Annotated in this window: 20 protein-coding genes; 6 read left to right on the top strand and 14 right to left on the bottom strand. The window is 38.5% G+C overall.

Annotated elements, in window-relative coordinates; translation table 11 throughout:
- Positions 1–106 precede the first annotated feature (106 nt).
- Positions 107–676: a TetR/AcrR family transcriptional regulator gene (locus ULVI_RS02905; RefSeq protein WP_068589596.1), complete on the bottom strand. Its 570-nt coding sequence runs from the start codon at positions 674–676 to the stop codon at positions 107–109.
- A 145-nt stretch (positions 677–821) separates the two neighbouring features.
- Here ULVI_RS02905 and ULVI_RS02910 point away from each other — a divergent pair, with 145 nt between their 5' ends.
- The 3 genes from ULVI_RS02910 (at position 822) to ULVI_RS02920 (ending at position 3389) form a co-directional block, all read left to right on the top strand.
- The gene (locus ULVI_RS02910) at positions 822–2606 is read left to right on the top strand and encodes an aromatic amino acid hydroxylase (RefSeq protein ID WP_068591333.1); all 1785 of its coding nucleotides are present in this window, start codon (positions 822–824) and stop codon (positions 2604–2606) included.
- Between the two features lie 74 nt (positions 2607–2680).
- On the top strand, positions 2681–2992 hold the full coding sequence (locus ULVI_RS02915; protein WP_068589599.1) for a rhodanese-like domain-containing protein: 312 nt from the start codon (positions 2681–2683) through the stop codon (positions 2990–2992).
- A 70-nt stretch (positions 2993–3062) separates the two neighbouring features.
- Complete coding sequence (locus tag ULVI_RS02920) at positions 3063–3389, top strand: thermonuclease family protein (RefSeq protein WP_068589602.1); 327 nt, start codon at positions 3063–3065, stop codon at positions 3387–3389.
- A 277-nt stretch (positions 3390–3666) separates the two neighbouring features.
- Here the strand turns inward: ULVI_RS02920 and ULVI_RS02925 are convergent, their stop codons facing one another.
- From ULVI_RS02925 to ULVI_RS02945, 5 genes are all read right to left on the bottom strand, one after another.
- A complete protein-coding gene (locus ULVI_RS02925; RefSeq protein ID WP_068589605.1) occupies positions 3667–4281 on the bottom strand; it encodes a DUF4230 domain-containing protein in 615 nt (204 codons plus the stop codon).
- A 273-nt stretch (positions 4282–4554) separates the two neighbouring features.
- The gene (locus ULVI_RS02930) at positions 4555–7284 is read right to left on the bottom strand and encodes a TonB-dependent receptor (protein ID WP_068589607.1); all 2730 of its coding nucleotides are present in this window, start codon (positions 7282–7284) and stop codon (positions 4555–4557) included.
- Between the two features lie 68 nt (positions 7285–7352).
- Positions 7353–8228, bottom strand: coding sequence for a GLPGLI family protein (locus tag ULVI_RS02935; RefSeq protein WP_068589612.1), 876 nt, complete (start codon positions 8226–8228; stop codon positions 7353–7355).
- Between the two features lie 111 nt (positions 8229–8339).
- Positions 8340–9164: a GLPGLI family protein gene (locus tag ULVI_RS02940; RefSeq protein WP_068589615.1), complete on the bottom strand. Its 825-nt coding sequence runs from the start codon at positions 9162–9164 to the stop codon at positions 8340–8342.
- Between the two features lie 111 nt (positions 9165–9275).
- Positions 9276–10055 (bottom strand): GLPGLI family protein, encoded by a 780-nt coding sequence (locus tag ULVI_RS02945; protein ID WP_068589618.1) that lies wholly within the window; start codon positions 10053–10055, stop codon positions 9276–9278.
- A 93-nt stretch (positions 10056–10148) separates the two neighbouring features.
- Here ULVI_RS02945 and ULVI_RS02950 point away from each other — a divergent pair, with 93 nt between their 5' ends.
- The 3 genes from ULVI_RS02950 to ppk1 all read left to right on the top strand — a co-directional run bounded on the left by ULVI_RS02950 (position 10149) and on the right by ppk1 (position 13679).
- Positions 10149–10925, top strand: a complete 777-nt coding sequence (locus ULVI_RS02950; protein ID WP_068589619.1) for a hypothetical protein — start codon at positions 10149–10151, stop codon at positions 10923–10925.
- A 5-nt stretch (positions 10926–10930) separates the two neighbouring features.
- Entirely contained in the window at positions 10931–11545 is a 615-nt protein-coding gene (locus ULVI_RS02955; protein WP_068589620.1) for a deoxynucleoside kinase, read from the top strand.
- A gap of 97 nt (positions 11546–11642) precedes the next feature.
- The gene (ppk1, locus tag ULVI_RS02960; protein ID WP_068589621.1) at positions 11643–13679 is read left to right on the top strand and encodes a polyphosphate kinase 1; all 2037 of its coding nucleotides are present in this window, start codon (positions 11643–11645) and stop codon (positions 13677–13679) included.
- 227 nt (positions 13680–13906) lie between these two features.
- Here ppk1 and ULVI_RS02965 read toward each other — a convergent pair whose 3' ends face one another.
- From ULVI_RS02965 to ULVI_RS03000, 8 genes are all read right to left on the bottom strand, one after another.
- Positions 13907–15670, bottom strand: coding sequence for an efflux RND transporter periplasmic adaptor subunit (locus ULVI_RS02965; RefSeq protein ID WP_068589623.1), 1764 nt, complete (start codon positions 15668–15670; stop codon positions 13907–13909).
- Positions 15671–15788: 118 nt separating this feature from the next.
- Positions 15789–16280, bottom strand: a complete 492-nt coding sequence (locus ULVI_RS02970) for a DUF305 domain-containing protein (RefSeq protein ID WP_068589625.1) — start codon at positions 16278–16280, stop codon at positions 15789–15791.
- Positions 16281–16301: 21 nt separating this feature from the next.
- Complete coding sequence (locus ULVI_RS02975) at positions 16302–18812, bottom strand: heavy metal translocating P-type ATPase (RefSeq protein WP_068589627.1); 2511 nt, start codon at positions 18810–18812, stop codon at positions 16302–16304.
- A gap of 2 nt (positions 18813–18814) precedes the next feature.
- Entirely contained in the window at positions 18815–20011 is a 1197-nt protein-coding gene (locus tag ULVI_RS02980; RefSeq protein ID WP_068591335.1) for a TolC family protein, read from the bottom strand.
- A 98-nt stretch (positions 20012–20109) separates the two neighbouring features.
- Positions 20110–23895 (bottom strand): efflux RND transporter permease subunit, encoded by a 3786-nt coding sequence (locus tag ULVI_RS02985; RefSeq protein ID WP_068589629.1) that lies wholly within the window; start codon positions 23893–23895, stop codon positions 20110–20112.
- Positions 23896–24003: 108 nt separating this feature from the next.
- Positions 24004–24423 carry an HYC_CC_PP family protein gene (locus tag ULVI_RS02990; RefSeq protein WP_068589631.1) on the bottom strand — a complete coding sequence of 140 codons (420 nt, stop codon included), beginning with the start codon at positions 24421–24423 and terminating at the stop codon, positions 24004–24006.
- A gap of 411 nt (positions 24424–24834) precedes the next feature.
- Positions 24835–25266, bottom strand: coding sequence for a hypothetical protein (locus ULVI_RS02995; RefSeq protein WP_068589633.1), 432 nt, complete (start codon positions 25264–25266; stop codon positions 24835–24837).
- 82 nt (positions 25267–25348) lie between these two features.
- Entirely contained in the window at positions 25349–25741 is a 393-nt protein-coding gene (locus tag ULVI_RS03000; protein ID WP_068589638.1) for a helix-turn-helix transcriptional regulator, read from the bottom strand.
- Positions 25742–25753: the final 12 nt, after the last annotated feature.

Below are 25753 nucleotides of genomic sequence, written 5' to 3' on the forward strand. Positions count from 1 at the left end.
TTTATTCAAAATAATAATACTATCCAAACAAAAAAAACACCCCCTCTAACTCCCCCTCAAGGGGGAGAACTTCTACTCCCTCCTATTGAGGGTTAAAGTAAAGATTTTACACGATCCCTTTTAACAACACCGCCACCATATCCTTTTTAAGAATATTTACATCGAGCTTACCTCGTTTTTCGTACCATAAATGCAAGGTTCGTAAGGTTGACAGCATCGAGAATAAGATTACTTCTGGATGTCGTGGTTTAATTTCTTCGGAAGCAATTCCTGCTTTTATGATGTCTCTAAAATTCGCTTCGTAACTTTCCCGCATCGCAACGAATGCTTTTAAATCTTCGTTCTCAAGATGCATCCAATCGTTGTTAAGGGCTGCCAGTCCTTCGGAAAAATTTACGGTAATATCGATGTGAATTTCTATGAGCTGCTCAATCTTTTGAATAGGTGATGATTGCTGCTGCAATACCGTTTCCATCCCGGAAGTAAACTCATAGGCAACTTCCATGATAAGGGTGGCAAGAAGCTCTTGTTTTCCACTAATATGATTGTACAAACTAGCCGCTTTCATTCCTAATGCTTTGGCAATGTCACGCATAGAAACAGCATTGTACCCTTTCTCTTTAAAGAGCTGGGAAGCTACATGGACGATCTCTTGTTTTCGGGTGCCGGTTTTCATGGGAATGCAAGATAGTAATTATCGTTGGGAATCTGCGTTAGGGATTGCAGCAAGCTACCGTGTAGCGCGGAAAGCCCGACCCACCGAAGCTTTCTTTTTTGAAAGCGTAGGTGGGGAACGCCCAAAAAATAGTATTTTTGAACCTATGAAACAGCCTGTTGAAAGCAATGAACTTTTAGACCGATTGCCGCCGCATTTAAAGCAGTATATCAAACCGCAAAATTACGAACAATACACGCCCATAAACCAAGCGGTGTGGCGGTATGTGATGCGAAAAAATGTGGACTATCTTAGTAAAGTGGCGCATGAAAGTTATTTGGACGGACTTCAAAAAACGGGGATCTCGATCGAAACGATTCCGTCGATGTATGGGATGAACCGTATTTTGAAGGAAATTGGCTGGGCAGCGGTGGCTGTTGATGGGTTTATTCCGCCGAATGCCTTTATGGAATTTCAGGCGTATAAAGTGCTGGTGATTGCTAGTGATATTCGCCAATTAGAAAACATTGAATACACCCCTGCTCCCGACATTATTCATGAAGGAGCCGGGCATGCACCAATTATTGCCAGCCCCGATTATGCAGAATATTTACGACGTTTCGGAGAAATTGGTGCGAAGGCAATTTCGAGTGCTCATGATTTTGAATTGTACGAAGCGGTTCGGGAACTTTCCATTGTGAAAGAAGCGGAAGGTAGTTCGAAAGAACAAATTAAAGCCGTAGAAGACCAAGTGGAAATCTTACAACAAAAAGAAGTAGTTCCTTCGGAAATCGCCCTAATTAGAAACCTGCACTGGTGGACCGTGGAGTATGGAATGGTCGGAACTGTTGAAGATCCTAAAATTTATGGTGCTGGTTTGCTTTCTTCGATTGGAGAAAGTACATGGTGTATGAAAGAGGAAGTTAAAAAGATTCCCTATTCGATCGACGCTGCGTATCAGGATTTTGATATCACAAAACCGCAACCTCAACTGTATGTCACACCCGATTTCGCATATCTACAGGAAGTACTAGAGGAATTTGCAAATACCATGGCAGTTCGAAAAGGGGGCTGGCGCGGATTGCAAAAATTAATCGATTCGAAACAATTGGGAACGATCGAAATTAGCACAGGATTACAAATTACAGGGAATTTTACCCGAATGATCCGCAATGAAGATAACGAAGTAGTTTATTTTGAAACGGAAGGAAAAACAGCTTTGGCTTTTCGGGAAACGGAAGTGATCGGGCATGGAATCTCGCGTCACCAAAATGGTTTTAGGAGTCCGTTAGGCAAACTGAAGGGCATCAACCTTGCCATTGAAAATATGGGACCTCGGGATCTTTCTGCCTATAATTTTTACGACGGAAAGCCGATCGAGTTTGAGTTTGAAAGCGGTATTAAGGTGAAAGGGATGAACGTTACTGGGATGCGAAATATTAAAGGAGAGTTAATGTTGATTCAGTTCACCGATTGCACGGTCACATACAAAGATGAAATATTGTTTTCTCCAAAAGACGGTGATTTCGACATGGCCGTAGGGAAAGAGATTGTTTCGGCGTTTGCCGGAGCTGCCGATTATTTATCGTTCGATCTGGTGCATCATAGTCCGTCGAGTGAAACCATTCGCATGGAACTATCTGAAGGAGAAAAAGCCCTAAACGATATGTATGCAAAAGTGCGAAGATTGAGAAATGAGCGATCTACCGATACACAGCATTTAGATGAAACTACTTTATCGAATATATTTAAAAAGGTAGTAAAAGAACATCCAAACGATTGGTTATTACCTCTTGAAATTTACGAATTGGCAACATCTAATTCTTCTGATTTTTCGAATCGTGTGTTCGCTTATTTAAGTAACCTAAAAGAAATAAGACCCGAAATTGCACACCTTATCGATGGAGGGTTAGCATTGCTAGAGCAACCAGTGGTGAAAACTGAGGGGTGATTTACAAATACATTTACTAATGTAAGCCCTGTACTCACAGGCATAAAAGGCACCCGACTTTTCGGGCATTAATTATGGGATTGTTTGATTTTTTCTTCGGAAACAAAACAAAAAAGATTCAAGATTTTAAAGATCGTGATGCAGTGATTTTAGATGTTCGCAGCAAGAGTGAATATGAAAGCGGTGCCATTCCGGGATCGAAACACATCCCGTTGCAACAAGTAAAGGGTAAAATTTCTGAAATAAAAAAATGGAACAAACCTGTAATCACTTGTTGTGCAAGTGGAGTACGAAGTGGAAGTGCTGCCGCTATTTTAAAAGGCGGTGGTGTGGAAGCTATGAATGGTGGCGGCTGGGCGTCGCTTTATAAAAAACTAAACAACTAGCTACTTATTAGGAGTTTACAAAATATTTTATACCTTTAGAGATTTCCTCCTCTATTCAATACCCTTTGGTATGTATCATTACAACGCAAAAATTATCGCCGTGTACGATGGCGATACCGTGACCGCATTAGTCGACTTAGGATTTCTCCACACCCAAGAAATGAAATTACGCCTTTATGGAATTGACACACCAGAAGTTCGCGGAGTAGAACGGGAACGGGGACTAATCGTTCGAGATATCCTGCGCGATATGATTTTAGATAAAGATGTTCAGATTCGATCGTTCAAAGACAAACAGGGAAAATACGGAAGGTATCTTGCAAATATCATGCTGGGCGATCTCGACGTAAATGAATGGTTGGTAACCAATGGACATGCAGAACGGTATATGATTTAAAAGTGTTGGTAGTTGGTAGTTGGTAGTTGGTAGTTGGTAGTTGGTAGTTGGTAGTTGGTAGTTGGTAGTTGAAGATAAAAAACGCTCCTCTACTCCCAAAATAATTGTTGCAATATTTCCCTCCTTGAAGAGGATTAGGGAGGTGTTCATAGTTTTAAGTTGAAAGAGGATCGCAATAAGTACGTGTAAAAAAACCTGTAACACTTAAGGACTTTACAATAACCTCCTCCTTGAGGACGGATAGGGAAGTGATCTCATTAAAAGTAAAAAAATTCTATTACATTTTTATTTTCTGAAGATCATCTTCTTCTTTCATAGGTTCTCCTTGATATCGTAAGGTCCAACCCATAGAATTGGTAAGAATATAGATTTTCTGTAATTCTGAAATCAGACGATTTTGTGAATTAGTAACCAGTTCTGAAGCTTCAATTTTAGAACGAAGTGAGTTCTCCACGCGTTTTTTGATAGTATTATAATCGTTTGCATTAAACTGATTAAGATAATCCTGCGTGACATCGTAATATTCAATATTGGGATTGATCTTAAGTTCTGGTTCGGGAATTGAAACAATACTTACGGTTTTACTTACCTCATCGATCTGGGTTTCCACCAGGCTTAGGTCATAAGAGATCGATGCTTCGGCATTTACCACTACCAATGCTTTTTTTCGCGCATCGAACAATCCCATCATTAGGTCTTTACTGTCGCTGTAACTAAACACTTGGGCATAATTACCTTCGGTAACAATCAATTTACCAACGTTTTTAAGTTGCTTTTCAATAAGGGCTGTATTAGCTTCTAGAACTTCCCGTTCATCTTTTTGATGTTCACAATACCGGAGTCCAAAAACAATAATAAGGGCTATTACAATTCCGAAGAGGATATTCCGCATTTTATGAAATAATAAGGTTTGAAGTATTAAAGGTACAAAATGAACACAGTTAGCAGGTGTCGTTAACAGATTTTTATAGCGTGCCTCGAGAAGCTTCCCATAATGAAGGTATAATTTAATGTAGAAGTTTTCAAATCATCCTAATTATTTCTTATTCATTCTTCATTAAAACTTCAAATAATCCTTCAAGAAGCTCAGGATACCAGTAGCGAACTAGTTGGCTTTTCTATTACATCTCAAATTACATCCTCATCTCTATTCCTTCGTCTTCTTTTAAAGATCATATTTTACCACAAACATAAGGATGCGAGGGAGCACCGCATATTCCGAAGTCGTATTAAATTGTTCATTAAAACTATCACTGTTAATCGATTTTGTATCTAGGAGGTTAGTCGCCTGAATCTGAAACTCCCACGGACTTTCCCCTTTTTGATAATACAAATTAGCATTTACAAACGAATAGCTGTTATCTACTGTATTTGCTTTATTGGTATACTTATAGTAATCCCATTCTGCATTTAATGTAAAGTCCTTTAAGAAAATAACATCAAGATTTACATACGGTCGGTTGGTGAAAAAAGTATTCACCGTTCCTCCATTTTCGTATTCATTAATATTTAAACGGTACCCAACTTCGAAGTTAGGCCACTCTTTAAAATTACTACGAACACTGGGATTATAATTCTGAGTAAAATTTTTGCTTTCCCGAATATCAGCATTAATAAGGTTGTTCGACGTATTTAATGATACACTACCGCTAATAGCGAATTGTAATTTCTTGATGCGTTTACTGAACCTTCCAAAAGCCGACCAAGTTTCATCAGGGAAATTACTATCGATATTAAACAGACTTCCTACTTGGCTAATCCCTTCTATTCTTGAATTATTTTTATATCCATCGATGCGGCGTGTATAATTTAAAGAACCACTTACATTGGTATAATTAAAAAGGTTAAAACTAAAATAGGTTAGATTGTAATTATGTGAAAGAGCATTCTCCAAATTACGATTTCCGCGGAATAATCTGTTGTAATCATTAAAAACATACGCACGTGCATAATCATTAATGTCGGTGTACTGCGCGGCGATCGAATAATTAAAACGTAAATTTTCACTCTTTTTAATTTCCCAAATCACATTTACATCGGGAAGCACTTTCCAGTCGTTTTGCTTCACTGTAGTACCTAGTTGTTCGTTCTTTAATGTGTAATTGTGCAGTGTGAGTCCCGGAGTGAAAATGAACTCTCCCGATTTAACTTTGTAATGTGCCCCGAGAAAAATGTCGCTAAAATTATAGGTAACATCGTTGTTAAAATCGGCTTCTGTAAAAGTATTTGTAGTTCCATTATCTAAAATCTGAAAGATCCCCGAATCAAATTGCTGTGAACTTAAAGTGGCTCCCAAAGTAAAATTTAAATTACTGGTATTATTCAGCACATAATAATGGTCAATTTTTGCGTCTATTTTATTGGAAACAACCTTTTTTCGCTGATTAATATTGTACCGGTCTGAGGCTTCTAAAGGATCGAAAATCTCTCCATTTTCCCCCTGTGTGAACACGCCCGGAAATGGGATTGCATCTTGAATCGCATTATAAAAAGGGTCTTCATTCTGATATAAATGTTGAAGCTGTCCCGCAAAAATATTCTTGTCGTCTAGTGTATAATAAGCGTTGGTGTTCTGATTTATAGAAACAGGAGTGTTTTCTTTTACTTCGGAAATATCATTCGGAAAGCTATTTACAATCGAAAGCGTTCCAGCATCTTCAGTTTGTTTCGACAATTTTATCAAAGCATCGTAGTCTAACTGAAAGTTTACATTCGGTTTAAAAACACTGCTTAGTTTCAGCATTCCTAACTGACTTCGTTGATCGTTCGTACTCGTTGTAGTTTCCGTAGTACCCGTTCCTATAAATTGCCGGATGTTATTATTTACAATATTCGTTTTATTATCTGAAAGAATGGCAAAACCACTTAGATCTAACGTTTTTGAAGCTGCATAACTAAAATTTCCTGCAATAAATTTTGATTCAAGTTCACTGGCGCGATTGTTCTGTGCTACTGCAAACCCAAGATCACTTTCACTAATATTAAAGGTGGTACCACCGCCGCGATTAAAGTTTCTAAAACCTCCTGTGAAATTAAAATAATCCCGGGGTGTAAAGGGAACTTCTCCAATATTATTGAAATCGGTAATGAGATTAATACTGTACTTCGGACTGTAATAAAAAAGTTTTGGATGCGCCAGATAGCCAGCTTCGTCTTCACCAATAACCCCGCCTCCTGCAGTAACCTCACCAAACCAAAAGTTTTTCTTTCCTTCTTTTAGCTTGATATTGATCGCAACATTGTCTTGATCGTTCCCCAATCCACGCATTTGATTTACCTCATTATAGTTACGAAGTACCTGTACCTTATCGACCGCATCGGCAGGAATGTTCTTAGTAGCTAATTTTGAATCGCCATCGAAAAAATCTTTCCCATCGATCATAACTTTTGTTACCGCCTTACCTTCCACTTCGATCTCTCCATCTTCATTTACCTCAACTCCAGGTAAATTTTTCATTACATCTCCCAACTTACGCTCATTTCCAGTATTGAAAGAGTCGGCATTATACGATATAGTATCTCCACTAACCGTTACAGGCATTTCGTAGGTAATCTCTACACCTTCTAGTTCATCGGCAAGTGAATTTAGAATAAAATGATCCTCCCTGTCTTCGCCATCTTCAGGAATCACCACTGTTTTTCTCACTGTTTCATACCCTAAAAAGCTTGCTGTTAAAAGATACGTCCCATTTTTTGGAAGATCTAATTGATACCTTCCTTCATAATTGGTAATCGCATACGATTCGATATCGCCGCTCCCCTCAACGGTGGCAATAACATTTGCTAATTCTAAAGGATCTCCAATACTGTCTTTAATGGTGCCCCGCACCTTTATGCTTTGGGCCGAAGCTATTGCCGTAACAAATAACACTGTTACTAAGAGTAGATTTTTCATGCAATTGGTTGGTTAATCCCTAACGGAATATGGGCTAAGTAAAGTTTAGAATGTATTTTTTAATCGGTTTATCCACCAAAACGTCCGCCGCGACCTCCTCGTCCTCGGAAATTTGCTCGCATTTCGTCGGTTTTTTCTTTTACGATCTTATTATATTCAATTCGAGATACTTCTTTTCCTTTGGTAGGAGCATCGATCGCATCTGCCTCTTTAGGATTTAATACGATTTTAGAACATAAAATAGTAGTTCGGTAGAAATTTAATTCCAAAATCAAACCAGGCAGACCTGCGTATTCACCGGGACCATTTCCTACTGGGATCTGAGGCGTAAACCAAGCTGTTACCAGAATTTCTTTTGGCACTTCTATTTGATCAAACGGATCTTCTGAACTCGTACTGTCTTTTGCAACTTCTCCTTCTTTATTCTCGTCATCTTTTCTATTTCCACGTCGCCGAGCCATACTTATATCGTTTTCATCGATCTGTTTTACAGCAGTAGCTTTTATAGCAAGATATTGTCCGATCATTTTCGATTCTTTTCCAATCTCCCAATCCAATTTCGTAATGGTATCGTTAATAAGAAATTCTTTTCCGAAGAACTCACGCTCTTCCAAAATTTGATTTTTCTCCAAGTTTTTATACTGCGCACCAGGACTAAAACTTCCCATCATCATTCCGAAGCCTCCATTTCCTGCGCCTGCTTCCAGTTTTTCTTCTTCTTTGTAAATAGATTCGTTATTATTGAAGGTAAGTATGTAGGTCTTTTCGAGAAAATTTTTCATACGCTGCATGATCATTTTCTTCATGTCCTCGGTCATTTCCCGGTTTCCAAATTCGTCCAGATCGACCGTGGTTTTAGACTGGTAGTAGGCTTTCCCGCTAATATTTTGTGCAAACGAAGTTGCTGTAAAAAGAAATAGTAGTATAAGGTGTGAGAATTTCATAGTTATATTTTAAAGTCACTTATTAGTAGCAAAATGCAAATAAAGTTACATTGTTTTTGACTCTAATTTCTTCGGAAGGTTTTATCGGCATGCACATTTTTTAAAGTAAATTTAACCTCCTATCTTTATACTAAATGATTTTCCATCGTTCGATTTCCGGTTACTTTTCATCATTTCTATACTTTCTCGGCTTTTTTCTTTTTTAATGACATCAAATTTTGTTTGACTAATCTCTTTCCCCTTTTTTGGGACCTCAATCTTTAAAGGTTCTTTTGGATTTAAAGTCACTCTCGTACACAAAATTGAATAGTCTCCTTCACTTATCTCTAGAATTAAACCTGGAAGTCCGCCGTACATTTCGGGTCCGTTTTGCACGGGGATTTGCGGGGTGTACCAGGCGGTAGTAACACGAGTTTTAGTAACCATTTCGATGTCCTCTAATTCACTATTATAGGTTTCTTCTGTAACCTCTTTGGTTAGGGTTGCTTTAAAACAAATATATTCTCCAATATTTTTACTTTCCTTCTCTAGCACCCAATCTTCTACAGCCAAAGAGTCTTTTACGAGAAACTCTTTTCCTATGAATTCTGTTTGCCGAGCGTATTGTGAATTTTTAAGGTTTTTATATAGAACATCAGACAAACCTCCTACGGTAATTGTAATACCACCGCCTAAAGAAGGAGCGGGTGTGTCTAATTTTTCTATTTCTTTATAAATAGATTCTGAAGGTGTAAAGGAAAGGGTATATTCTTTCTGAAATTGTTTACGTAGTTGCGCTTGTAAGGAGGCTTGCATTTCAACATTCATTTGCGTACTGTCCATTTTTAGATCGACACTACGATGTGTTTTGTAAGTTGCAATTCCATTAAAATCTTGAGCGATGGCAGATACTATTCCGAAGAAAAAAAAACTAAACAAGAAGTATTTTGCTTTCATACTATATAAATTAAATTTCAATTTAAAGACGACACTTAATCTTTATTGTTTCAAGGTCAATAAATAAATAATGGTTAAAGTGACTTTGAAAAGGTTCGGTTTCAGAAAAAATTAATGCTGCTTCGCAAATTCCAATTGCTCCCTTAACTTCTTTTTTTTCAGCTTATCAAACTCATCCTGCGTTATTCTAGTACCTTTATTCGGAATGTTTATCTCAATGTTCTTTTTCGGATTTAATACAATTTTAGAGCACAGGATCTTAGTATCTCCATCGGCCACTTCTAGCACCAAACCAGGCAATCCCCAGAATAAGCCGGGACCATGTTCAACGGGAATTTGCGGAGTGTACCATGCTTCTACGGTTCGCATCTCTTTCACTTCATCGTACATTGAAGAATTACTATTAAATTTATCGACTGTTACTTCTTCAGTAAAAGTCGCTTTAAAACAAACGTATTCGCCAATTGTTTTGCTCTCTTTTTCCAGCACCCAGTTTTTTTTCTGAAGCGTATCTGCAATTAGAAACTCTTTTCCCATAATCTGTGTTTCTCGTAAATAACGAGCTGCCTTGATGTTTTTATAAGTTTCATCAAAACCTCCAACAGACATACCGGAAATAATTCCCAAGGATCCGGCGGTTGGGGCTGTCAATTTTGCAACTTCTTTGTAAAACGATTCTGAAGAAGAAAAATGAAGAGCGTATTCTTTTTGATTCGCTTTCAAAAGACTTGCATGAATATCATTGAGCGCAGCACTAGGTTTCACGATACTGTCTTTCGGAAAATCGATTTTGAGGTGTGTCTTATAGGTTGCAATTCCTGTTATCTCTTGGGCATTTGCGGAAAATATTCCAAGGAAAATCAAACAAAATTTAATGTACTGTGTTTTCATAAAGATGGTTTATAGTTATTTAATAGACTATGAAAACAATTAATAGTTTCAAATTAAAAAGCTCACCCCCCTTTTTTGTATCTTGCTTCCTGTATGAAATCTATTTACTTTATTCTCTTATTAGTGTCGCAACTTTGCGTGGCACAAACGTTCGAAAAAGGCTCGGAAGCACTACTAATAGCCGATTCGTTTGTGGGTATCGACCCCTATAACAACACCTATTACACCAAAGATTTTGTACTTCACAAAGAAGGCCCCGACGGTTCTTTTGTTTTTAACGATCTACAATTAGGCACCATTACTTCGGTAGATATTATTAATCCGTTAAAAGTGGTCGTTTTTTACGAAGATACCAATACTGTGGTCTTGCTCGATAATAAACTAAGTGAAATGGAGCGTATAAGCTTCAATAATTTGCCAGAATTTATAAATGTAAGTACTGCAACGAATGCGGGTAATAACAGACTTTGGATCTTCAATATAGATACGCAACAGCTAGAACTTTACAATTATAGAGACAACCGGAAAACCACGGTTTCTCAACCCTTTGAAGGAAAGCTGATCTCGCAAGCAAGTAATTTCAATTACTGTTTTACGCTAACCGAATTTAAGTTTAGAACATTTAATGTCTACGGAAGTTTACTTTCAGAAAAAGATAACAACGGATTTACAAAAGTGGTGCAACACAATGAAACTCGTATTGCCCTGAAAGAAAATCAACTATACACTATTACTGAAGACACAATCACCCCAATAAAACTTCCGGTCTCCGAAAACACTATAAAAGACTTGCAGCTAACACAGGATTTCCTCTATATTTACGACGGAAAAACACTCCACACTTTATCAATAACTCAACCAAAGAAGTAAGTTGTATGCACGTCGCAATTGCAGGAAATATAGGCTCAGGAAAAACAACACTCACTCGTTTACTAGCGAAGCATTATAAATGGAAACCGCAATTTGAAGACGTAGAAGACAATCCGTATTTAGATGATTTTTACAATCAGATGGAGCGTTGGTCTTTTAATTTACAGATCTATTTTTTAAACAGTAGGTTTCGACAAATATTGGAAATTCGCGAAAAAGGGAAAGATGTTATTCAAGATCGAACCATATATGAAGACGCCTATATTTTTGCGCCCAACCTTCATGCCATGGGATTAATGACCAATCGAGATTACGAAAATTACCGGTCGTTATTCGATTTAATGGAAAGTGTCACCGAAGGACCCGATTTGCTAATTTATTTGCGAAGTTCTATCCCAAATCTAGTGAGCCAGATTCACAAAAGGGGACGCGATTACGAAAATTCTATTAGTATTGAATATCTAAGCCGATTAAATGAGCGTTACGAAGCTTGGATTCATAATTACGATAAGGGAAACATTATTATACTCGATGTTGACAATTTAGACTTTGTTGATAATCCAGAACATTTAGGACAAGTGATTAATAAGATCGACGCCGAACTTCACGGGTTGTTTTAGCTATAATATAAGAGGTTAAGTTTCCAAAAGATTTCTAAAACTTAACATTTCCAAAACAGTGGGTTGCCGTTGAATTTCCTTTCTTTGCGACCAGACTATGGCATCACTTTATAACACAAAATACTACCATCGGGACCTTTCTTGGCTTCGATTTAATCACCGGGTCTTACAAGAAGCATCCGATGTGAAAAATCCATTATACGAGCGCATTAAATTTTTGGCGATCTTTTCTTCTAATCTTGATGAGTTTTTTAGAGTTCGTGTTTCCGACATTCGGCAAATTAAGAATATCGAAAAGCCTCTTAGAAAAAAGCTTATTACTAAACCCAATAAGGTTTTAAAAGAAATTAAACATCAAGTTCACCTTCAGCAAGAAGAATTTGGAAGAATTTTTAAAACTGAAATCATTCCGCAGTTAAAAAAGGAATGCATTCATCTTATCGATCATACTCAATTTTCAAGCACTCAGAAATTGGTTGCTCAAAACTATTTTGAAGACACTCTAAAGGCGAAACTAAATATTGAACATTACAGCACCAAAGACAAGAACAGTATTTTTGTTCGCAACGAAGCCTTATACCTTACCGCATTTGAAAATGAAGACACGCTAAAAATCGTAGAAATTCCGAAAGAAGAACCTCGATTTTTTGTGTTTCCGAAGCAAAATGGAAATTACTACATCACATTTATAGATGATGTTTTAAAATACAGTTTAAAACAAACTCCCAAGAAAGAAGAGAATCTAAATTTTTATTCTATCAAGATTTCACGCGATGCCGAATTGTATATTGAAGATGAATTCTCGGGAAATTTAATGGAAAAGATTAAAAAATCGCTTCCAAAACGTAATACTGGGCAAGCCACCCGAGTATTAATGGATCCTGCTATTCCAAAGAAATTTCAGGAGTTATTAAAGAATGCGTTGGATGTAAATAACACCGATATTATTGAAGGGGGTGTGTATCATAATTTTAAAGACTTTTTTGCATTTCCAAATCCAACAAATAAAGATCTTTCAATTAAAGAACTCCCTCCTTTAGAGCATCCTATGCTTTCTAATTACGACACAGTTTTTGAAGCAATTGAAGCTAAGGACCAACTGTTGCACTATCCATATCAGTCATTCGAACCCATTATTCAATTAGTGGAGGAGGCAGCTGTAGATCCAACGGTCACAAAATTAAAGATCACCATTTATCGCGCTGCAGAAAAATCCCGTTTAAATGATGCCATTGCTCTCGCAGCCAAAAAAGGAGTTGAAGTAACGGTTTTCATTGAAGTTAAAGCCCGTTTCGACGAAAACAACAACCTTAAATGGGGCGCTATTTTTGAAGACAATGGTGCAAATGTTATTTATAGCTATCCAGATATTAAAGTGCATTCTAAAATCCTCCTTATTGAACGCAATGTAGAGGATGAAACAAAACGATATGCCTATATCGCTACTGGTAATTTTAATGAGAAAACCGCTACACTTTACGTGGATTTCGGATTAATGACCGCTCATAAAAAGATTACCAAAGAATTAAACAAACTCTTTTTAGTACTAGACCGAACGATCATTGTTCCTAAGACCAAGCGCTTATTAGTCTCTCCATTTACCACGCGCGTAAAATTTGCTGAAATGGTAAATAACGAGATCGAAGCAGCTAACGAAGGGAAAGAGGCTTATATCATTCTTAAAATGAATAGCCTTGAGGATAAAGACATGATCAAACTTTTATATCGCGCGAGTAATGCCGGTGTGAAAGTGCGTTTATTGATTAGAGGTATCTGTTCTTTAGTTCCTGGCATTAAAGGGCAGAGTGAACACATAACAGTTACTTCGGTTGTAGATCGCTTTCTAGAACATGGCCGTGTATATATTTTCGGAAATGTAGGAGAAGAATTAATTTATATAGGTTCTGCCGATTGGATGAAGCGTAATTTAAGCCACCGAATTGAAGTAGTAACACCTATTTATGATGAGGACCACAAAAAAACAATTCGGGAACTTATCGATATTCAGCTTGCCGACAATGTAAAAGCACGCATTATCGATTCGGAACAAAAAAACAAATTTGTAGAAAACGATCAGCCAAAAGTACGTTCACAAATTGCTACTTACGAATATTTCGAAAACCATACATCTTAAACCAAGCACTTAATATCATGGTATTAGTCGCTAATATCTCTACCTCCATCCTAATCTAATTCTCGAGTATAAACCCACTCTAATTTTAGATAGGACTGTCTAATTACTAGTTATGTCTCATTAATTTCATTATTTACGTAGTTGTATGTTCCCCTACCCTTAGTTCAAAATTTATAGTTGGGTAGGTCCATCAGCAAGAATACCGTTCTGTGTGATACAGAGCTATTTTACTTTACCTCCTCGATCACACTACCACAGGTAAGCATGTCATCCCCAAAATAAGGATTGCGAATTTCTTTTTCAATACTCAACCAGAGTGCACCATTATTGTTATTCGCCATAGGACATTTCTGAACATATAGTACGGGTTGCATACTTTTCATCTTGGTTGCTATTGGAATTAAATTTTTATTTACCGTTACAAATTGCTCCCGTTGTTTTTCGAGATCGCCATTCTCCATCATTATATCTAAACTTTCAATGCTTTTCTTAATAAGTGACCTTACCATGGGCTCAAGACTGTCTATTTCTATAGATTTTAAAGATTTTGATGTCGTTCTCGCAAAAGTTGAAACCTGCTTTGCATCGCTCATTACTAAAGCATCCTTCATCTGTAGATAAGGCTTGAGCGCCATCTTAAATTGATTTTGAAAATTCTCTGAAAACTTCATTTCTCTCTCGCTGGCAGGCAGTTCCATTTTAGATATTGGCTTCATAGAATCACCACTGTCTCCTTGATTCATCATAGATTTTTTACCTTGTAGTTGTGCGGCAGCATCTACTGTGAATGTGCCATTGGTTACGATCTCATCACCATTTTTTAAGCCATCTGTAATTGTATAAATTTCGCCATTTCGGTTACCAATGGTTACTTCGCGCATTTCGAAAATTGGTTCAGTTGGCCGAGTTTTAATATAAACCAATGAACGTTCCCCTGTCCACATCACGGCAGTTGCAGGAACAGAAATTATTTCAATATCCTTTTTTAATTCTCCATCAATTTTACCTGTAATAAACATTCCTGGTTTAAAGAGATCATCTGTATTTTTAAGTGTTGCTCTTACAGTAACCGTTCTCGTTGCATTATTTAAGATTGGGTCAATAAAAGAAACCATGGCATTAAATTCTTTATTGGCATACGCATTGGTTACTACTTTTATTTTTTGACCTACATTTAAATTTGAAATTTGGTTTTCATAAGCATCAAATTCTGCCCAAACCGAATTCAAATTGCTTACTTTCAAAATGGGCTGACCTTGTTTCACATAATCACCTTCATGTGCCATCACTTCTGAAACAGTACCTGAGACAGTGGCATATACAGGGAAATTATCGCGCACGTTTCCAGAGGATTCTATGGCATCAATCTGGCTATCGGAAAGCTTCCAATTTTTTAATTTATTTCGCACTGCTTTATACAATGCTGGCTGCGATTCTTTTAAAGAAGCTGTCGTGAGCAATTCTTGTTGTGCAGCGACCAAATTTGGCGCATAAATGGTGGCCAGTGATTGACCACGATTTACTTTTTGTCCTTCATAATTCACATGTAAGCGCTCAATACGCCCATCAAAATAACTTGCTTGGACCGCATTGTTTTCTTCGTTGGTGGCGATTTTGCCCGAAAGTGAAATCTGTCCATCATCTTCTAACATAGTACCATTACCCACAATAGTAGTTTGAATGTTGGCCAGTGCCATCGCGTTCTCTGTCATTTTAATCTCATTCATGGCAAGACCATCTGCACTAGATTCGGCTGGGATCAAATCCATACCACATATAGGACAATCGCCAGCTTCTGATTGCATAATCTGTGGGTGCATGGAGCAGGTCCACATTTGGTTTTCCGACTTATCTGAGTGGTTGTGAGAGTTGGTCGTGTTAGCTCCATCTTTGTTGGTATTGGCATCATTGCCAGAACTTCCAAAAATGAGCCAGCCTGCCGCTAAACCCACAGTTACTGCGATTGCTATGTATAAAATATTCTTGTTCATAACTACTAAAGTTTAATTGTATGCACGATGTGCGCTAGGGATTGCAGCGGCATCCTTTTTAGTGCTTTTCTGCACAAAAAAGATATAGCGAAAAGCCCGCCCGAGCGCCCTAATGCAATTATTTACTATTTTCCAATCGTTCTATCATTTGCTTCATTTCTTCAATCTCTCTTCGTTGTGCTTTTATAATATCTTCAGCCAATTGCTTTACTTCGGGATCTTGAATATCGGCGCGCTCGCTGGTTAATATAGCGATAGAGTGATGCGGGATCATTGCTTTCATCCAGAGCACATCGCCCACAGTTGCTTTTTGATTACGTACGAGACCCAAAGCTCCTACAAATAGTAGTATACTTCCTAAAACAATGGCGATATTCTTCTTTTTATTTTGATACATCCCGCGCATGGCTACAAACATGATAATGGCCATTGCTGCAATCCCTAAACAGACCATATAAAAACGCGTTAGACTAAACCATACGTGGTCCCACGCATAGGTATTTAGGTACATTGTAATGTACATGGCGACGAAGGATGCTGCGAGCATTCCTACGAACTTAGAGTAATTTCCTTTTTTCATTTTGTTGTGATTAGTTTCATTTGAGTTCATCTTTTTTTGAATTTTAAATTATTAATCAATAGATTTTGTTCTGAGTCTTAGTGCGTTTGCAATTACAGAAACCGAACTAAAACTCATTGCCAAAGCAGCGATCATGGGCGATAATAAAATTCCGAAAAACGGGAACAGCACCCCTGCAGCGATGGGCACTCCTAGGGTGTTATATACCAGTGCAAAAAATAGATTTTGTTTGATGTTCTGCATCACTTTATGGCTTAAATTTCTCGCTTTAACTATGCCGTGCAAATCGCCATTAATCAGTGTTATCATCGCACTTTCAATAGCGACATCGGTTCCTGTACCCATTGCAATCCCCACATCACTTTTTGCCAGAGCTGGCGCGTCGTTTATACCGTCCCCCGCCATTGCAACTACGTGACCTTGTTCTTGTAGTTTTTTAACCTCCTCCAGCTTGTTTTCAGGTAACATTCCCGCTTTAAAATCGGTAAGGTTGAGTTCACTCGCTACTGCCTGAGCAGTTTCGTGATTATCTCCTGTAAGCATTATTACTTCGATGCCTTTGTCCTGTAACTCTTTAATTGCCTTGGCACTCGTTTCTTTTATTTTATCGCTAATAACCACATAGCCTGAAACTTCGCCATCAATGGATAAGTAGGAAACCGTTTTTCCCTGTTTCTGAAAGGATTGTGCTTCGCTCTCCATTTCAGAGGACAGCTTGGCATTTGCATACTTCATCATTTTGGCATTTCCCAAATTGAGCTTCTTACCATCGACCGTTCCTTCTACGCCTTTACCCGTTACTGCACTAAAGTTTTCGGTCTTTGATATTTCGACCTTCTGCTCCTTTCCATATTTCACGGTAGCTTCGGCAAGGGGATGCTCGCTAGAATTATTAAGGGATGCGATATAATGAATAATTTCGCTTTCACTAAATTGCGCTCCAAAAACACCAATTTTTTCAACTGTTGGTTTTCCTTCGGTAATGGTTCCTGTTTTATCTATGATGAGTGTGTCTACCTTATTCATTTTTTCAAGCGCCTCTGCTTTCTTTATAAGCACTCCATTTTGGGCGCCTTTACCAACGCCTACCATCACAGACATAGGTGTAGCTAGCCCTAAGGCACAAGGACATGCTATAATCAATACGGCAATGGCATTTACCAAAGCATACACATAAGCTGGTTCTGGACCCCATATTGCCCATACTGCAAATGTGATTAATGAAATAATAACTACAACAGGTACAAAATAGCCTGAAACCGTATCGGCCAATTTCTGAATAGGGGCACGACTACGACTAGCATCATTTACCATCTGTATGATTTGTGAAAGAAGAGTATCGCTACCTACTTTTTCGGTTTCCATCAAGAAAGATTGATTACCGTTAATGGTACCGCTACGTACTTTATCATCTATAGTTTTATTAACTGGGATAGGCTCTCCCGAAATCATTGACTCATCTACGGTAGTTTCGCCTTCGGTAATTTTGCCATCCACAGGAATTTTATCTCCAGGTTTTACTCGTAGCAAGTCCCCTTTTTTAATTTGATCGATGGAGACTTCTTCTTCATTCCCGTTCACTACTTTAATAGCTTTGTTAGGTGCGAGCTTTAATAATTCTTTGACTGCGGAATTAGTTTTGCTATGTGCCCGTGCTTCTAAAACCTGCCCCATTAAAACCAATGTGAGAATTACGGTAGCGGCTTCAAAATACACGTGGACTGCTCCTGATTCCGTTTTAAATTGCGCAGGAAAAAAGTCTGGAAACAACATCCCGAAAACACTAAAGAGCCAAGCCACGCCTGCACCTATACCGATTAGTGTAAACATATTGAGATTCCAGGTTTTAATACTTCGATAAGCACGTTCAAAGAACATCCAAGTAGCATAAAACACTACTGGAATGGAAAGCCCAAATTGAATCCAGTTCCACCATTTCTGTTCCATTACATCGTATAGCGGATTGTTGGGAATCATTTCGCTCATAGCGATTAGGAAAATAGGAAGCGTAAAGGCTACTGCTATCCAAAATTTCTTGAGCAAATTCTTATAGGTCTTCTCTTCTGTAGATAAATCAGGTTCCATCGGTACCAAATCCATTCCGCAAATGGGACAAGCTCCAGGTTCCTCTTTGACAATTTCTGGGTGCATTGGGCACGTCCATTGTTCTGAAGTCGTTGCTGACAAATTTTGTTCTTCGACTAAATCCATTCCGCATACTGGGCAATCTCCTGGCTTGTCGTAGGTTTTGTCGCCTTCACAATGCATTGGACAGTAGAAGATTCCTGTTCCTTTGCCATTAGGTTTTTGCTTTTTCGCGGAAGCGGAATCATCTTTATGATGATGCTCGCCTGGTTTGTGAATACTGTATGAACCGCCATCTTCTTTCAATGCTTTCTGAAATGTTTCGATAGGGATATGAGATTCCATTTCGATGGTCGCCTCTTCTTTCTCTAAATTAACCGAAGCGTTAATCACACCTTCCACTTTAGAAAGTGTTTGCTCAACGTGATTTCGGCAACCGTTGCAGGTCATTCCTTGTATGTGATAGGTATGTTTCATTGTTATTTGATTAAATAATTAATAACTGACTGCTGATTATAGTACAAATGCACCGATTGAATCTGGTTTATTTGAAATTTTAATTGCAATTCCTGTATATCGAGCACATCATTAAAATCTATCGTTCCTGTTTCATAATTCTTTATTAGAATCTCTTCTGCATCCTTGGCTTGTTTTAAGTTCTTCGATTGTGTTCTAAATTTAATTCGAGCCTGATTGCGTTGTGATATTGCTTTCGCAAAAGCGGATTCCAATACATTTATTCGTTGTTTTTTTTGCATTTCTATTCCTTGTTGGCGTAGGTTATTTTGCTTTGTAATAGACTTGTACCTATTATTAAAAATGGGTATTGAAACCGAAACCATAGGCATCACCACGTCTTTTCCGTTGTCTATTGGGTTCATATCGGTACGCTCGCTTACAGGGAGATAATCTATTCCAAAGCCTATCATAGGTAAGTTTTCACGTTGGTTGAGCAATTCTGATTTAGCTATGGATTCGTAGAGCTTATCGTATTTGAGCAATTCAGGATTTAGCGATAGTGCGTCTTTTCCGTATATGGGGTCATTCTCTGGAATTTCCATTACTGCGACTAAATCAACCGTCCTATTTTCATCCCGATTGAGAAGATTATTGAAGGTTGTTTGTTCTGCGCTAAATTCCTCTTCCAATACTTCTTTTTGCTGCTGCAATTCATTTTGACGAATTTGCAACCGCAATACATCTACCGCAGATGCCTTGCCTACTTCTACCGAGGTCAGGGCAAGTCGCTCATAGGTTTTTAATAGTTGAATGTTCTCGTCGAGTACCAGTTGCTTTGCTCTTGTTTCATACAATCGATAATAGGATTGTGCTACAGAGAGCGCTAGTTTTCGTTTGGCGATTGTGATTTCCACATATTCAGCTTCGGCCATTGAAGTCGCATAGTTTTCACGTGCGGTAACGGTACCAAACCAGGGCAACATCTGTTTTACACCTATCCGTGCTCTTTGTGCGCCCACCCTTGTTTCTGGCTCACTTACAAAATAGCCTGCGCTTATTTCGGTATTAGGTAGCCAGTTTGCTTCATTGACCTTTTCTTCGGCAATATTGTAGCGTAGTTCAAAAGCCTGAATTTCTGGATTGTTACTTACGGCTTCTTCAATATAGCTTTGTAGTTGTTGCGCCTGCCCGCTGATTGAAATCAGTCCAATGCTCATTATTAGTAGTGCGTTCAGATGGGCTTTCGCACTTTGTCTTCGCTCAGCATAAACTTCAGCGGAAACAAACAAAAGACAGATTATGATTTTAATATTTTTCATTTGTTTGCTCTTTTAAGTTGGTATTCTTTTTTCCAGCTATATAGAACTGGTAAAAGGAAATAAGATGTGACGTCGATTATCATTCCGCCAAAAATGGGGATGGCCATCGGTATCATAATGTCGCTTCCTTTTCCTGTAGATGTGAGTACTGGCAACAATGCCAAAACTGTGGTCACGGTGGTCATCAAGCAAGGACGTATTCTTTTTCCTGCGGCTTCTAATGTGGCGAGACGTATGCCTTTTTTACTGTCTGGCTCGTTGCTTTTAAATGATTGGTCTAAATAGGTTGCCATTACAACACCATCATCAGTCGCAATACCGAAAAGGGCAATAAAACCGACCCAAACGGCCACACTTAAATTGATGGTTTTCATATTGAACAAATCCCGCAAGTTCTCGCCAAAAAAGCTAAAATTGAAAAACCAATCCTGTCCGTATAACCAAATCATTATAAAACCACCTGCAAAGGCTACAGCGATGGCAGTAAAAACCATAAGCGACGTAGAAACAGACCTGAACTGGAAATACAAAATCAAGAAAATGACCAGCAAACAAAGCGGCACAACTACCGATAACGTTTTTTCTGCTCTCAATTGATTTTCGTACGTTCCCGTAAACCGGTAACTGATTCCTTGTGGCACGACCAAATCGCCATTATCGATTTTCTGTTGAATGAGCGCTTGGGCATTTTCCACCACATCTACTTCGGCAAAGCCATCGAGCTTATCAAACAGCACGTAGCCAATCAAGAAGGTATCTTCACTCTTAATGACCTGTGGACCTTGCTCATATCGTATATCTACCAATTCGCCCAAAGGAACCGGACTACCAGTTGATACAGGCACATAGATACTTTTTAAGTCTTCAGGATTTGCTCGCAATTCACGTGGATAGCGTACACGCACACCATAGCGCTCACGTCCTTCTACTGTTTGGGTAAGTGGCATACCGCCCACAGCAACCTGAAGCACTTCCTGAACATCCATAATGGAAATCCCATAGCGTGCCAACTGGTCTCGTTTAATGTCAATCAACAAATAAGGCTTACCCACAATTCGGTCTGCAAAAACGGCTTGTTCTTTAACACCTTCGGCTTGCTTTAAAATATCTTCCAGTTGAAGTCCAAAGTTTTCTATGGTTTTTAAATCCGGACCTTTGACCTTAATTCCCATAGGTGCGCGCATACCTGTTTGTAGCATCACGAGTCGCGTTTCGATGGGCTGCAACTTGGGCGCAGAAGTCACGCCTGGAAACTTGGTCACTTTTACGATTTCATTCCAGATATCATCAGGACTACTGATTTCCGGTCGCCAGTTTCGATAATATTCGCCATCATTATCTTCAATCAAATCATTGCGTGTTGCATTTGTTTTGAGTTGTGACGCTTCATAATTAGCACGGTCGTCAATTTCATTATTGGGGTTGATAATGAACTTGTCATCTTTCAGAACAAATAGACCATCATCGTTTACCTGGTAGCGTTGTCTCTCGCCATTCTCATTACGCATATATTCAGACTTGTACTGAATCACATTTTCATACATCGATAGTGGCGCAGGGTCAAGAGCAGATTCCGTTCTACCCGCTTTCCCAACTACCGTTTCAATTTCTGGTATGCTCGCCACAGCCATATCGAGCTGTTGCAGTACACGCTTGTTTTCTTCGACACCTGCGTGCGGTAAGGATGTGGGCATCAAAAGAAATGAACCTTCATTAAGTGCTGGCATAAATTCCTTCCCTGTGTTACGCATTATGACCACACCTAAAATTAGCACCGTGGTTGGAACTATTAGAAACAGCAATCGGTTTTGAAGCGCCCAGCGTAAAATGCTGTCATAATATCTTCGGAAAACTGTAAATACACCAAGCAGTCCAAAGCAGATAATCGCTACAAAAATCAAATTCATTAGAATACTACGGTCAAAACCAAGTGGTCGCCAGTATTCGGCTAACAGCACGACGATAGCAATACAGGAAATGATGATATTTACTACATTTTGATTGATGTTGAGCCTGTAGCCAGCAATGGTATGGTTGTATTCCTTTTTCGCTTTAAGCGAAAAGAATAAACCACTACATCCAAAAGCTATCAAAATCAACCCAAGCCAGTACCCAAATACAAGTGCAGTGATGCCGAGTGCGATTAAAAGACCATTCAAAAGCAGTTTAGATCGCTGGCGAATGTTTGTTTTTCTGAAAAGAAACGCGGCAAATGGCGGTATTAAAAATAGCGCGATTACAAGCGATGCAGAAAGTGCCATTGTTTTTGTAAATGCGAGTGGTCGAAATAATTTTCCTTCAGCACCTATCATAGTAAACACAGGTAGAAAACTGATAATCGTCGTGAGTACAGCGGTCAAGATTGCACCAGAAACTTCCGCAGTTGCGTTGTAAATAATTTCGTTTGTAGTGTATTCTATTCCGCTTTCGCCAAAGCGTAATTTTTCATCTTCCAGATGCCGAATCATATTTTCGGCGAGTATGACGCCCACGTCTACCATCGTACCGATAGCAATTGCAATTCCTGACAAGGCAACAATGTTGGCATCTACATTAAAAAGCTTCATCGTTATGAAAACCATTAAAACGGCAACAGGCAACAAGCCAGAGATTAGAATAGATGCGCGTAGGTTAAACACCATTACGATGATGACCAAAATGGTAATTAGGATTTCAAGTGTAAGGGCTTCATTGAGCGTGTGAAGTGTTTCCTGAATAAGTTGTGTGCGATCGTAAAAGGGAACGATAGTCACTTGTGAAATACGGCCATCTGCCAAGGTTTTTGTGGGTAGTCCGGATGCTAATTCGGCGATTTGATCTTTTACATTATTGATGACTTCCAATGGATTTGCACCATAGCGAGCTACCACAACGCCGCCTACCACTTCGGCACCTTCTTTATCTAAAATACCGCGACGGGTCTGTGGTCCAAGATGAACATTAGCGATGTCCTTGATTCGGATAGAAGTGAAGTTTTCAGAAGCGACTACCGCGTCTTCGATATCGGCGACAGATTTCACATATCCCAAACCACGAACCAAATATTCAGCTTGATTGATTTCCAACGTCTGTGCTCCAATGTCTTGGTTGCTTTCCTTGACCGCCTTTACAATTTCACTTAATCCGATGTTGTACTGCCGCATTTTCTCAGGGTCAACATCCACTTGGTATTCCTGGACATACCCACCAATAGATGCCACTTCAGAAACACCGCTTGCCGAAGACAATCCGTATTTCACATAATAATCCTGTATGCTACGCAATTCCTGTAAATCCCAACCGCCAGTTACGTTGGCATCTTTGTCTCGACCTTCCAGGGTGTACCAAAAAATTTGGCCCAATCCCGTAGCATCCGGACCCAAAGCAGGGTTTACACCATCGGGCAATAGATTTGCAGGAAGTGAATTGAGTTTTTCAAGAATACGGCTACGCGACCAATAGAATTCTACATCTTCTTCAAAAATGATGTAGATACTGGAAAAACCGAACATTGAAGAGCTTCGGATGGTCTTGACACCAGGAATTCCCAACAATGAAGTTGTGAGTGGATAGGTAATCTGGTCTTCAATGTCTTGCGGTGAACGCCCTTGCCATTTGGTGAAAACAATTTGTTGGTTTTCGCCAATATCGGGGATGGCGTCCACGGCTACTGGATCAGTTGCTAAAATACCAGTTTTCCAATTAAAGGGTGCATTAACCACTCCCCAACCCACTAAAAGGGCGAGTAGTAGAATGGCAATAAGTTTATTTTCTATGAAAAATTTTATGCTTTTATTTAGCATACGATATGATTATTAGATAATTGGAATTGTGCACAGCTTAAAATACCGTACACGAGATTTAGCCCACTACAGCGTAACTGTTGGGCTTTGTTTCAAAAGTCTAATAAATCAAATTAAAAAAGTCTGGTGCAGCACTTGCACATCCCGTTTGACAAAGGGGGGCGGGTAATCTAAGAAAGGAACATCTTTAGATTCAGTTCCTTCAAAAAGACTTAAATACGAATAGGTAAATGAGGCAACAAAGACTTGTTGCTCTAAGGTAAGTTGGTCAAATGAAACTTTTAAATCATCCTTTCCTTCTTTAATGACTTGCTTATCCGTACAACACGTTTTTTCTGAAAGGGTTGGGTTCTCACAACTGGTTGTAGCCTGAGCTTTTTCCATTCCACAAGTTTTTACTTTCTGAACAAAGGAAAAATCTACCAATGAATCTCCACAATAATGCATATCAATAGTAAATGACATCGTAGTCATAAGAACTACGGCTGCCATAAATATTGCCATTGATTTGTGAAAAAATTGCTTCATTTAATGCAAAATTACAAATATTTAACCATTATCACTGAGATTAACATTTATTTGTCTTGCTAATGAAGGGTAAGCAAATGCTGTTTTTCTTTATTAGAAGTTATAAGTGCTATGGTAAGAAGGCTTAAAGAATGTTTTTTATATTCATTTGATGCCGAATAGCGTCGTTATGAATTAGGGACAGGAAAACTGTGAAATGTTGTACCTATGTTGTACCCAAGGCATAAAAAAAGGCTTCCGATTTCTCGAAAGCCTTGCTCTGCTTAGTAGCGGGAACTGGACTCGAACCAGTGACCTTCGGGTTATGAGCCTAAATTGAACGCTGCTAATTTTATAAAAGCCTGTAAAACAATATATTGATAATTGATAAACACCCGAAAAGATTATATTCTAGGGGCGTTTGCAGGTGCTTTAGTTTGGAACTTCATATCCCATTTTCTCTAATTTCTTTCGCTCCCGATTTATACGCTTTTCTGAATAGTTAGACATACCCGTGGGTGCTATATAAACTTCAAGTTGTCTTTCAGTTAAAAGGTTGCGTAAAAGAAGTTCAGATTTTAACCAACGATATTGTATAAAATCCAAGGAACCGGAATTAGAAATTTCCTTTTTCTTTTCACGATAAGCATTTTCTTTAAGATCTTCAATTTCTTCTAAGTACAACGATTCGGCTTGTTGAGTTTGTTCTTCGGTTAAAAACAAAGGCTTTAATTCATTAATTTTTTTTGCAACATATTTATCATTAGGAGTATCTATATATATTCGATTTGCCATACCAGCAGCGATGCCGCCACATGATTGTAATACTAATGTAAAAGCGATGATTGTGTAAATGTGTTTCATTTTTAAGTATATGTGTTAAGTTATTGAAAACTATTAATGTTGGCACTACGTAAATACCTTCTACGGGAACGCCATACTATTTTTAAGCGGTTCGGGATTTACTTGAAGGCACATCACCGCGCAACCGGGTAACTTCATCTTCAAGCATTTTAATAATTAAAGTTTTATCTTTTATTTGTTGGTCTTTCGATTTAAGAAGGTCCTGTAATATTGGATTTCCATAGGTTGCACTATCTTCTTGAAACGCATTAATGCCACGCTCTACATCATCAAGTCTTTTATTAATAAAATCATCTAATGAAAGGTTAAATTCAACGCCTATTCTTTGAATAGCATCAATTTTAGGTAAAGTTCTTTCTGTAATCCATTGTCCAACAACACTTCTTCCGACATCAATTCGTTGTCCAAATTCATTTTGAGTTAGTTTTTCTTGTTCGCACAAGTATTTGATATTGTGTGAAATATGATTTTTCATGAAGTATTTCGT

Source organism: Cochleicola gelatinilyticus (assembly GCF_001637325.1).
Classification (GTDB): Bacteria; Bacteroidota; Bacteroidia; order Flavobacteriales; family Flavobacteriaceae; genus Cochleicola; species Cochleicola gelatinilyticus.